A 10,451-nucleotide genomic window follows, 5' to 3' on the forward strand; every position below is an offset into this window, starting at 1 on the left:
GGGATGACGGTGAGGGAAAGCTCACCCCAGAATATGCATCCACAACGGCTCGCCGGTCAGGCTTTGCGACCCGCGCAGCCGCTCCAGCGCGGCGGCGACGCAGCGTTCCGGTCCGTCATGGGTGACGATCGCCACCAGCACGCTGCCATCGGCGTGCGCACCGCGCTGGATCAGGCTCTCGATCGACACGCCCGCGTCGCGCATGGCCGCGGCGATCTCCGCGAGCACGCCGACGCGGTCCGCGACCGCAAAGCGCAGATAGGCACGCCCACGCCGCTCGCCGCTGTCCGCGGCGACCGCTACCGTCAACGCGTCGGCGGGCATAGCGAACGGCGCGCCGGATTCGCCGCGCGCGATGTCGATGAGGTCGGCGACCACCGCGCTGGCGGTCGGCCCCTCGCCCGCGCCCGCGCCCTGGAACAGCAGCCGGCCGACGAAATTGCCCTCGGCGACCACCGCGTTGGTCGCGCCGGTGACATGCGCGAGCGGGTGATCGTTGGGGACGAGATGCGCATGAACGCGCTGGAACAGCTTCCCGCCGTCCGCCTCCGCGACGCCGACCAGCCGTACCCGGTAGCCGAGCGCCGCCGCCTCGGCGATGTCGGCGGCGAGCAGATGGCGGATACCGCTGATCGCCACGTCGCCGAATGCCGGGGCGGTGCCAAAGGCGAGGCTGGCGAGGATCGACAATTTGTGCGCCGCATCGACCCCGTCGATGTCGAACGACGGATCGGCCTCGGCAAAGCCGAGCGCCTGCGCCTCGGCGAGCACCTCGGCGAAGTCGCGACCCTCGGCCTCCATCTTCGAGACGATGAAATTGCAGGTGCCGTTGAGGATGCCATAGACGCGCGCGATCACGTTCGCCGCCGCGCCTTCACGCAACCCCTTGATGACCGGGACGCCGCCCGCGACCGCCGCCTCGAACTTCAGCGGCACGCCCGCACCTTCCGCGATGCGCGCCAGTTCGAGCCCGTGATGCGCGAGCATCGCCTTGTTGGCGGTGACGAACCCCTTGCCGGCCGCAAGCGTGCGCCGCGCGAGCGCCAGCGCCGGGCCGTCCGATCCGCCGATCAGCTCGACCACGACATCCGCCTCCGCCTCGGCAAGCGATGCGGTGTCGTCGACCCAGGCGAAGCGCGACAGATCGACGCCGCGATCCTTCGACCGGTCGCGCGCGGACACGGCGACGACCTCGATCGGGCGACCCGCACGCCGGGTAATCAGCTCGCGGTTCTCGTCGAGTACGCGGATCACGCCGCCTCCGACCGTCCCCAGCCCCGCCAATGCCACCCGCAACGCCTGCGCCATGTTCGTCTCCGTATCCTTAGCCCGCGCTGCTAGGCGGTGAGCAGGACGCTGTCGAGCACGTCTGCGGCAAGTGAATTGCAATTCCTGCAATCGAGATAGGAATTATTGCACTTGCGTCCTGCCGTGCTGCGGCGCAAAAAAGGTGTGCCTTTCAGGCATCCTCTCCTAAAAACTTTTACAGCCGGGCTTTGCCCGGCTTTTTTTTGGCCCTGACGTCCGCTAGGCAGCGATTCGCCGCACCGAAGAGCGCGGACGAACAGGAAAAAACAGGACAGGATGCGCCGGGTCGGACCGGCAGCGGAGCGGGGAACGGTCGGCGGGCCGTTCCCCGGGCGGGGTTCGCTACAGCGAGCGAAACATCACCAAAACGTCGACCGGCCCCAAAGCGGGATGACGAAACGCGCCGGGCAACCGCCCAACGATCGCGAAGCCAAGCGTCTGCCATAACGCCACCGCACGCTGGTTGCTCGACACCACGAAATTGAACTGCATCGCAATAAAGCCGGCGGCGCGTGCGCGGTCGAATGAATCGGTCGCCATCGCGCGCGCGACACCGCGTCCGCGCGCCGCGGGATCGACCATATAGCCGGCATTGGCGACATGATCACCGTCACCGCCCTGATTGGCGCGAAGAAAATAGCTGCCAATCAGACGACCATTATTCTCGACGACAAAGGTCTGGCGGTCTGGCCCGCGCCAATAGGCCACCGCCGCCGTCGCACCCATGTCCCGCGACAGGGCATAGGTTTCGCCCGCCGCAATCTCCGGAAGGATCAGCGCGGCGATCGCCGCGTCATCATCGGGCGAAGCAGGGCGGATTAACATCGACGCCGTCTTTAGGACGACATCGAACGCTCATCAAACCGCAACGCCACTTGCGCGCTGCTGACACGAAGCGCGGGCATGGCCGTGGCGAGCGAAGCTGCGGGGGCCGGCCATGAACCGTCGATGGATACGATCCGGGACGACCCTCGCCTTGTTGCTGCTGTCGAGCCTGTCGGTCGCCGCGGCGCCACAGACAGCGGAGGATGAGGTGGAGAGCGCACGCTTCCGCGGAGCGACGGCGCTGGATGGCGAGATCTTCCACGTCCAAGGATTGGCGCTGCAAGGGACGCGCGTGTGGTTGACCTCGGTCGACCGCTTTTCGCGTCGCGGCTTTCTGCACCTGTTCGACCGCAGGACAGGGCGGTTCGTGCGGCGGATCGAGCTGACCGATGGCGCGCGCTATCACCCCGGCGGGATTTCGGTCGACGGCCAGTCCTTGTGGGTGCCGGTCGCGGAACTCCGCGCGAGCAGCTCGGCAGTGTTGATCGAGCTGGATACCGAGACGCTGCGCGTGCGACGGCGCATCCGGGTCGCCGATCATCTCGGCTGCGTAGCGGCGCAGGGGCGCTGGCTGGTCGCGGGCAACTGGAACAGCCGCTTGCTTTACGTGATTGACCGCGACGCACCGACGCGGATGCGGGTCGTCCCCAATCCGTCGCCGACCCGCTACCAGGACATCAAGTTTGCTGGCGGCAGACTGGTCGCGGGTGGCCCGCGATCGTGGTGGAGCGGAACGGTCGACTGGCTCGACTGGCCCAGGCTGACGCTACGCCGATCGATCGATGCGGGCACCTATACCGCCGAGGGCATGGCAATCGAAGGGCGCGACCTGTATTTCGCGCCCGAGGACGGGCCGGGTCGCCTGTACCGGTTCCAGCTCAAGGACGGTGCGTCGGCGTAGCGGCTCAATCAAGCGGGATCAGACCGGCGACATCGTCGTGGCCGCCAGCGCGGAGCCCGTCGGCGACACCGATACGGTCCTCTCGGCTGCGGTTCTGGCTGACCTTCCATTTGCCTTCGAGGCGATCGACGGCGATCTCGATCCCGACGATCCCCTTCATTTGCGCGTGGATGAAGTCGGCCGGCGCATCGGCGACCGTCCATGGTTCCGGCTGCCCGCTTTCCATCGCGGCCGTCATGGCCTCGATGTGCGCCAGCACCCAGACGGGATCCTCGATGACCCGTGCTCTGCCTCGCGCCTGCACGACGACGTAATTCCACGTCGGCACGACCTTTTCATGGACGCGCTTGCTCGCATACCAGGCGGGACTGACATAGGCTTGCGGCCCCTGAAAGACGACGAGCACGGGTGCGCCTGCGCGTAACGCGGCCACCTGCTCATTGGCCCGTGCCAGATGCGCCTTCAGCACATCGCCTCGCGCCGTGACCTCCAGACCGAACGGGATCACGTTCGCAACGATATCGCCGTCGGTTGCGGTCACGAGCGTCGCCAGCGGATGCGCGCGAATCGCGACCCGGAGCACGTCGCGACGATCTTCACGAAAAGCGGGCGGCCGATACATGGCGCAGGTTGTAAGGTCTCTCAGCGGCGTTGACCATCATGGGTGGGGCCGCCCTGTCACCGGCGACGGACTTGTGGCACGAAGGCGGCATGGCTTCCGCTCCTCTCCGTTCCCCCGTCGAACTCACGCTGCGCGGCGTGCTGCTGGGCGGGCTCATCACATTGCTGTTCACCGCCGCCAACGTCTATCTCGGGCTCAAGATCGGGCTGACCTTCGCCACCTCGATCCCCGCCGCAGTGATCTCGATGGCGGTGCTGCGCGCGTTTCGCGATTCGACGATCCTCGAGAACAATATCGTCCAGACCGTCGCCTCGGCGGCGGGGACGCTGGCGGCGATCATCTTCGTGCTGCCGGGCCTGGTGATGATCGGCTGGTGGCAGGGCTTTCCGTTCGTCACGACCGCGACGATCACCGCGACCGGCGGCATCCTGGGCGTGATGTTCTCGGTGCCGCTGCGCCGTGCCCTAGTGGTCGATACCGTGCTGCCCTTCCCCGAAGGCCGCGCCGCCGCCGAAGTGCTCAAGGTCGGTGAGGAGAGCAGAAACGGCGGGGCGGAGAGCGCCAAAGGCTTGTCGGCGATCGTCGCGAGCACGCTGGCCGCCGCGGCCTTTTCGATCCTGACGCAGACGCGGCTGATCGCCGGCGAGGCGGCGCAATTCTTCCGCGTCGGCGCCGGCGCGACGGGGGTGAGCGCCGGGCTGTCGTTCGCGTTGTTGGGTGCCGGCCATCTGATCGGGCTATCGGCAGGACTCGCGATCCTGCTCGGCGTCGTGGTTGGCTGGTGGGTCGTGCTGCCGATCCTGACCGCCGCCGCGCCGCAGGCCGGCGACGTCGCGGTCTGGGCGAACGGCGTGTTCCGCAGCGACGTGCGCTTCTTCGGCGCGGGCGTGATCGGGGTCGCGGCGATCTGGACCCTGTTGCGGATCGCGCGGCCGGTGATCGGCGGGCTGCGTGCCTCGCTGACCGCCGCGCGCGGCGACAGCGTTGCGATCGAGGAACGCGACCTGCCGATCGGGATCGTCGCGGCGGTGAGCCTCGCGACGCTCGTTCCGATCGCGTTGCTGCTCCATTCGGTGGTGAGCGGCGGGCCGCTCGCCGGGCATGAATGGGCGCTGGTGGCGGGCAGCCTGTTGTTCGTGGCGGTGATCGGGCTCGTGATCGCGGCGGTGTGCGGCTATATGGCCGGGCTGATCGGCGCGTCGAACTCGCCGGTTTCGGGGATCGGCATCCTGTCGGTGATCGCCGCCGCGACCTTGCTGGTCGGGCTGTTCGGGCGCGGCGGGGAGGTTGCGCAGACGCAGGCGCTGGTCGCCTATGCGCTGATCGTGACCGGGATCGTGTTCGGCGTGGCGACGATCTCGAACGACAATCTGCAGGATCTGAAGACCGGGCAATTGGTCGGCGCGACGCCGTGGAAGCAGCAGGTCGCGCTGGTGATTGGCGTGTGCTTCGGATCGGTGGTGGTGCCGCCGGTGATGCAATTGCTCTACACGTCGTTTGGCTTTGCCGGGATGCCGGGGGCGGGGCCGAACGCGCTTGCAGCGCCACAGGCGGCGCTGATCTCGGCGCTGGCGCAGGGCGTGCTGGGCGGCAATCTCAACTGGATGATGATCGGCTGGGGCGCGCTTGCCGGCGTAGCCGCGATCGCGCTCGACGAGGCGCTGGGGCGGGCCGGGCGCTTGCGGCTGCCGCCCCTGGGGGTCGGGCTCGGCATCTATCTGCCGATGAGCGCGACGCTGACCGTCGTGATCGGCGCGGTGATCGGCCATTTTTACGACAAGCGCGCCGACGCGCTGCCCGATGCCGAGGCGGCGAAGCGGCTGGGCGTGCTGACCGCGACGGGCATGATCGTCGGCGAGAGCCTGTGGAACGTCGTCTTTGCGGGTATCGTCTACGAGACCGGCACCGAAACACCGCTCGCGCTGGTCGACGGGTTTGAGGGGCCGGCGCTGATCGCGGGGACGTTGCTGTTCGCGCTGGTGGCGTGGTGGCTCTATCGCCGCACGCGAAGGCTCCACGCGGCATGACGCGCGTCCGGCTGCACTGGACCGGTAATCGCGGCGTCGGCACCGCCAGCTACAGCAGCTATGCGCGTGATCATGAGATTGCGGCCGAGGGCAAGCAGCCGATTCCCGGCTCGTCGGACCCGCGCTTCCGCGGCGATGCCACGCGCTGGAACCCCGAGGAGCTGCTGCTCGGAGCGGTCAGCGCATGTCATCAATTATGGTATCTGCACCTGTGCGCCGACGCCGGGATCGTCGTCACCGATTATCGCGACGAGGCGGATGCGGTGCTGACGCTGGACAAGGACGGCAATGGGCAGGTCAGCGAGGCGACGCTGCGCCCGCACGTCACGATCGCCGCCGGGGGCAATGCCGCACTGGCAGAGGCGCTCCACGACGAGGCGCAGCGGCGCTGCTTCATCGCGCGTTCGGTCGCCTTCCCGGTGCGCCATTCGGCGGTGATCGCAGTCGACGCGGTATGTTCTGGTTAACCATCTCCCGATAAGATGCGGCGCATGGCAAATGTTGTTCGTCATTGCGCGCGCAGCGAAGCAATCCGGGGCGTCCTGATCCGGCCCGGGATTGCCTTGATGCGCGCGCAATGACGGAGGGCCCGTTGTGAGCGGCGTCCGCCCACGATCATCGCTGTTCGCGATCGTGGCCGCGCTGGCGTTGCTGGTGCGGCTGCTGGTCCCGGCCGGGTTCATGCCGCAGATCGCGCACGGAAAGGTCGCGATCGTCTCCTGCCCCGGCATGGCGATGGCGAGCACCGCGTATCCTCATGGGCATGACGCGCCGATGCACGACGGGTTCGAGCGGCCGTGCGCCTTTGCCGCGGTTGCCGCACCCGCGACGTTGCTCGCGATCGTGCTGCTGCTGATCCTCCCGCTGGCGGCGACAGTCCGGCAACTCCTCCCCCTCGCGGCGCCACCCGCCCCGCGCATCGCGCTCCGCTGGCGTCCGCCACTCCGCGCACCACCGATGATCCTCCTTCCGACCCGCTGATCTGCTGTCGCGGCGCCCTTCGTGCGCGCCGAACCCGAGGAATCATCATGACCCCTTCCCGTCCGGCTGCGCTTGCGGCCGAACTGCAGCGCGCAGTCTGGCGCTGGCACTTCTTCGCCGGCCTGCTCGTGCTGCCCTTCCTGCTCTGGCTAGCCGTCACCGGCGCCCTGTACCTCTACAAGCCCGAGATCGAGCGGCAGGTCTATGCCGACTGGATCCACGTCGCGCCGGCGCGCACCACGCTGCCGCTCGATACGCTGGCGATGCGCGTCGGTGCTTCGGTCGGCGGCACGGTGACGCAGGTGCAGAAACCCGCCACGCTCGACGAAAGCTGGCGTGTCACGGTGCGGCGCGCCGACGGGACGCAGCGGATGGCATTCGTCGACCCGCATGACGCGCGGGTCTTCGGAACCACCAGCCCGGGCGGGGTGATGCAGACCGTCAAGCATCTCCACAGCCTCGCGATCACCGGCTGGGTGGGCAATTGGATGATCGAGATCGCCGCCGGCTGGTCGATCATCCTCGTCGTCAGCGGCCTGTATCTGTGGTGGGGACGCGGGCGGACGGTCACGGTGCGCGGCTGCGCAAGCGGGCGGCTGTTCTGGCGCGACCTCCATGCCGTGACCGGGCTGTTCGCCGGCGGGCTGATCCTGTTCCTCGCGCTCAGCGGTATGCCGTGGAGCGCGGTGTGGGGACACAACGTACAGGCGGGGGTCGCGGGCGCGGGCTGGGGCCGCCCCGCCGCGCCGGGTGGCGAGGCGCATGCGGGGCACGACCTGCCATGGTCGCTCCAGCAGCATGAGATGCCGATGGGGCATGACGGGCCGCGTATCTCCGCCGACCGCGCGCTGGCGGCGGCACAGGCGCGCGGCATGGCGCCCGACTGGACACTGACGTGGCCGGAAGGTCCCGGCGCGCCATATCTGGTCAGCGCTTCCCTCGGGCCTTCAGAGGCGGCGCACGTCGTCTATGTCGACGCCGGCACCGGTCGGGTGTTGCAAGATGCCGGGTTCAAGGACTTCGGCCGTCCGGGTCAGGTGATCGAGTGGAGCGCCGCCGTCCACCAGGGCAAGGAATATGGCGAGGCCAACCGGCTGATCATGCTGTTCGCCTGCGCCGCGCTCGCGCTGCTGACCGTCACCGCACCGGTGATGTGGTGGAAGCGTGGACCGCGTGGGCGAACGACGTTACCCGATGCGCGCACCGGCACCGGACTGCTCGCGATCATGGGCGTCGCGGGATTGCTCTTCCCGCTCACCGGACTGACGATGCTCGTCGCGCTCGGCTACGGTCGGATCAAGGCCGCGGTCGTCGCGGCTCAGGCGAGCCGGGCGCGGAAGAGCTGGCCCTCCTCCACGATATAGACGATCACGAACGCCGCGACGCCGATCGCGAGATAGCCGAGGGTCAGCGGCAGCGTGGTGCCGGCATAGGATTGGCCGATCGCCGATCCGACCAGCACCGCGCCGACGCTGGTGATGAAGCCCTGCACCGATGACGCGGTGCCCGCGATCCGCCCGACCGGCTCCATCGCCATCGCGCCGAAGTTCGACCCGCACAGGCCGATGCAGGTCATGCTCAGCGACTGGAAGACCATGTAGCTGGCCAGCGTCTCCCATCCCATCCACACCACCGACAGGTGCAGCACCGAGAGCACGACCAGCGCGATCACCGCGGTCTGCGAGATCAGCCGCGTGCCAAGCCGCTCGACCAGCCGGCTGTTCATGAACGATGCCACGCCCATCGCGCCGGCGCAGATCGCAAACAGAACGGTGAACCGATCGCCCGCGCCAAATTCGTCGACGAACACCTGCTGAGCCGAGGAGACGAACGCGATGATCCCGCCGAACGTCAACGAGGCGGCGAGCGCATAGCCGAGCGAATAGCGGTTGGTGAGAGTCAGCCGATAGCTGCTGGAGAGATTGGCGAGCGAGATCGCGGTGCGGCGCTCGACCGGCAGCGTCTCGGGCAGCCGCGTCAGCGTCCAGACCAGCACCAGCCCCGCGAAGCCGCCGAGCGCGTAGAAGACGAACCGCCACGGCCCGATCACCAGCAATCCCTGCCCGATCGTCGGCGCGAGGATCGGCACGAGGAAGAAGATCATCTGCGCCACCGACATGGTACGCGCCATCGCGCGGCCCGAGGCATTGTCGCGCACCACCGCCACCGCGATGACGCGCGTCGAAGCCGACATCAGCCCCTGCAACACCCGCGCGCCGAGCAGCGCCGCGAACGTCACCGACGCCGCGGCGAAGACGCTCGCCCCGACGAAGCCGATCAGCGTCGCGATCAGCACCGGCTTGCGCCCATAGCGATCGGCGAGTGGCCCGTAGAGCAACTGCCCGACGCCGAAGCCGAGCACATAAGCGGTCACCACCCACTGCCGGTGATTGGCCTGATCGATCGCCAGGTCGCGCCCGATATCGGCGAGCGCGGGGAGCATGAGGTCGACCCCCAGCGCATTCACCGCCATGACCGCCGCGACGAAGATGACGAATTCGGTCGCGTTCATGCCCGGAGGCGCGGCGTGGGGCTTCATGGAAATTGTGTCCGTTTTCAATCGAATGGGCGGTCGATACTGGGTTGTGGCTCGGTAAACCACGCCGCTCCAGCGTCCGTGACGTAGAAATGATCCTCCAGACGAATGCCGAATTGTTCGGGCACGACGATCATTGGTTCGTTCGAGAAGCACATGCCGGGCGCGAGCGGGGTCTTGTCGCCGCGCACCAGATTGGCGGGCTCGTGGATCGACAATCCGATCCCGTGCCCGGTGCGGTGCGGCAAACCGGGCAGGCGATAGTCCGGCCCCAGACCCTCGCGCACCAGCACCGCGCGTGCGGCGGCGTCGATGTCCTCGCACGGCACGCCGGGAGCCACCGCGGCAAAGGCGGCGGCCTGCGCGGCATGTTCGATATTCCAGATCGCGCGGATCTCGTCGGAAACCTGCCCGAACGCATAGGTGCGCGTGATGTCGGAATGATAGCCCTGTACGCGACAGCCGGTATCGACCAGCACCAGATCGCCTTCTGTCAGCGCGCGGTCGCCGGGCAGCCCATGCGGATAGGCGGTCGCCTGCCCGAATTGCACCGCACAGAAATACGACGGACCGCCGCCGATCGCGCGATGCGCTTCGTCGATGAAGCGGATGACCTCGCTCTCGCGGATGCCGGGGCGCAGGATGCGTGCGGCGGCGGCGTGCACCGCCAGCGTCATCTGCATCGCCTGCCCCATCAGCGCGAGTTCGGCGGGCGATTTGATCATCCGGCAGCCGTCGATTGCGGGAGCACCATCGACGGTGGTGAGCCCCGCCCCCGCCAGCCGCCGCGCCCAGCTGTAAAAGAGCATCGGATCTAGGGCGAGCGTCCCGCCGGCGGGCAGCGCGTCGGCGACCAGCGCGATCGGATCCTCATCCTCTTCCCACAACGACAGATCGGCGGCGATGGCGAGTTCGGCCTCCAGCGAGCCACGCTCGAACGCCGGGCAGATCAGCCGTGGCGTGCCGGCAACGGGCAGCAACAGCGCAACCAGCCGCTCGGTCGGGTTCCACGGCACGCCAGTGAAGTAATGGAGGGACGGGCCGGCCTGCACCAGCAAGGCATCGGCACCCTGTTCGGCGGTCAGCGTGCGAGCGCGGTCCAGTCGCGCCATGCGCTCGGCTGCATCGATCGGCGGCGCCTTGTTCACCCAGGGGGTGATGGCCGCAAGTTCCGCCGCCGCGCTGGATCCGCCGATCGTCATGCCATGCTCCGTCAAAATGAGTCACGCCGCCGCTGCATCGGCGGATGAT

10 protein-coding genes are annotated in these 10,451 nt (G+C 68.2%); 5 read left to right on the top strand and 5 right to left on the bottom strand.

From position 1 onward, the window contains the following. Window positions 1-21 precede the first annotated feature (21 nt). Both ACI2JO_RS06515 and ACI2JO_RS06520 read right to left on the bottom strand, forming a co-directional pair. On the bottom strand, window positions 22-1,308 hold the full coding sequence (locus ACI2JO_RS06515; RefSeq protein WP_404719889.1) for a homoserine dehydrogenase: 1,287 nt from the start codon (window positions 1,306-1,308) through the stop codon (window positions 22-24). Window positions 1,309-1,650: 342 nt separating this feature from the next. Then, the gene (locus tag ACI2JO_RS06520; protein WP_404719890.1) at window positions 1,651-2,133 is read right to left on the bottom strand and encodes a GNAT family N-acetyltransferase; all 483 of its coding nucleotides are present in this window, start codon (window positions 2,131-2,133) and stop codon (window positions 1,651-1,653) included. A gap of 112 nt (window positions 2,134-2,245) precedes the next feature. Here ACI2JO_RS06520 and ACI2JO_RS06525 point away from each other — a divergent pair, with 112 nt between their 5' ends. After that, complete coding sequence (locus ACI2JO_RS06525; protein WP_404719891.1) at window positions 2,246-3,034, top strand: DUF6454 family protein; 789 nt, start codon at window positions 2,246-2,248, stop codon at window positions 3,032-3,034. Window positions 3,035-3,038: 4 nt separating this feature from the next. Here the strand turns inward: ACI2JO_RS06525 and ACI2JO_RS06530 are convergent, their stop codons facing one another. Then, the gene (locus ACI2JO_RS06530) at window positions 3,039-3,656 is read right to left on the bottom strand and encodes an FMN-binding negative transcriptional regulator (protein ID WP_404719892.1); all 618 of its coding nucleotides are present in this window, start codon (window positions 3,654-3,656) and stop codon (window positions 3,039-3,041) included. Window positions 3,657-3,745: 89 nt separating this feature from the next. Here ACI2JO_RS06530 and ACI2JO_RS06535 point away from each other — a divergent pair, with 89 nt between their 5' ends. The 4 genes from ACI2JO_RS06535 (at window position 3,746) to ACI2JO_RS06550 (ending at window position 8,028) form a co-directional block, all read left to right on the top strand. Next, entirely contained in the window at window positions 3,746-5,683 is a 1,938-nt protein-coding gene (locus ACI2JO_RS06535; protein ID WP_404719893.1) for an OPT family oligopeptide transporter, read from the top strand. Further along, window positions 5,680-6,150 (top strand): OsmC family protein, encoded by a 471-nt coding sequence (locus tag ACI2JO_RS06540; RefSeq protein ID WP_404719894.1) that lies wholly within the window; start codon window positions 5,680-5,682, stop codon window positions 6,148-6,150. The genes ACI2JO_RS06535 and ACI2JO_RS06540 overlap by 4 nt, the downstream gene beginning before the upstream one ends. Before the next feature lie 127 nt (window positions 6,151-6,277). Further along, window positions 6,278-6,664: a hypothetical protein gene (locus ACI2JO_RS06545; RefSeq protein WP_404719895.1), complete on the top strand. Its 387-nt coding sequence runs from the start codon at window positions 6,278-6,280 to the stop codon at window positions 6,662-6,664. A gap of 47 nt (window positions 6,665-6,711) precedes the next feature. Beyond that, window positions 6,712-8,028 carry a PepSY-associated TM helix domain-containing protein gene (locus ACI2JO_RS06550; protein ID WP_404719896.1) on the top strand — a complete coding sequence of 439 codons (1,317 nt, stop codon included), beginning with the start codon at window positions 6,712-6,714 and terminating at the stop codon, window positions 8,026-8,028. Here ACI2JO_RS06550 and ACI2JO_RS06555 read toward each other — a convergent pair. Further along, a complete protein-coding gene (locus ACI2JO_RS06555; protein WP_404720338.1) occupies window positions 7,983-9,176 on the bottom strand; it encodes a multidrug effflux MFS transporter in 1,194 nt (397 codons plus the stop codon). The genes ACI2JO_RS06550 and ACI2JO_RS06555 overlap by 46 nt on opposite strands. 44 nt (window positions 9,177-9,220) lie before the next feature. Further along, the gene (locus tag ACI2JO_RS06560; RefSeq protein WP_404719897.1) at window positions 9,221-10,402 is read right to left on the bottom strand and encodes a M24 family metallopeptidase; all 1,182 of its coding nucleotides are present in this window, start codon (window positions 10,400-10,402) and stop codon (window positions 9,221-9,223) included. Between the last annotated feature and the right edge of the window lie 49 nt (window positions 10,403-10,451).

This window comes from Sphingomonas sp. NPDC079357, from assembly GCF_044901155.1.
Lineage (GTDB): Bacteria > Pseudomonadota > Alphaproteobacteria > Sphingomonadales > Sphingomonadaceae > Sphingomonas.

What these genes read in the sequence shown, in the direction of transcription:
- ACI2JO_RS06515 (WP_404719889.1), bottom strand. Translation starts at nt 1,308, where the DNA reads ATGGCGCAGGCGTTGCGGGTGGCATTGGCGGGGCTGGGGACGGTCGGA.
- ACI2JO_RS06520 (WP_404719890.1), bottom strand. Translation starts at nt 2,133, where the DNA reads ATGTTAATCCGCCCTGCTTCGCCCGATGATGACGCGGCGATCGCCGCG.
- ACI2JO_RS06525 (WP_404719891.1), top strand. Translation starts at nt 2,246, where the DNA reads ATGAACCGTCGATGGATACGATCCGGGACGACCCTCGCCTTGTTGCTG.
- ACI2JO_RS06530 (WP_404719892.1), bottom strand. Translation starts at nt 3,656, where the DNA reads ATGTATCGGCCGCCCGCTTTTCGTGAAGATCGTCGCGACGTGCTCCGG.
- ACI2JO_RS06535 (WP_404719893.1), top strand. Translation starts at nt 3,746, where the DNA reads ATGGCTTCCGCTCCTCTCCGTTCCCCCGTCGAACTCACGCTGCGCGGC.
- ACI2JO_RS06540 (WP_404719894.1), top strand. Translation starts at nt 5,680, where the DNA reads ATGACGCGCGTCCGGCTGCACTGGACCGGTAATCGCGGCGTCGGCACC.
- ACI2JO_RS06550 (WP_404719896.1), top strand. Translation starts at nt 6,712, where the DNA reads ATGACCCCTTCCCGTCCGGCTGCGCTTGCGGCCGAACTGCAGCGCGCA.
- ACI2JO_RS06555 (WP_404720338.1), bottom strand. Translation starts at nt 9,176, where the DNA reads ATGAACGCGACCGAATTCGTCATCTTCGTCGCGGCGGTCATGGCGGTG.
- ACI2JO_RS06560 (WP_404719897.1), bottom strand. Translation starts at nt 10,402, where the DNA reads ATGACGATCGGCGGATCCAGCGCGGCGGCGGAACTTGCGGCCATCACC.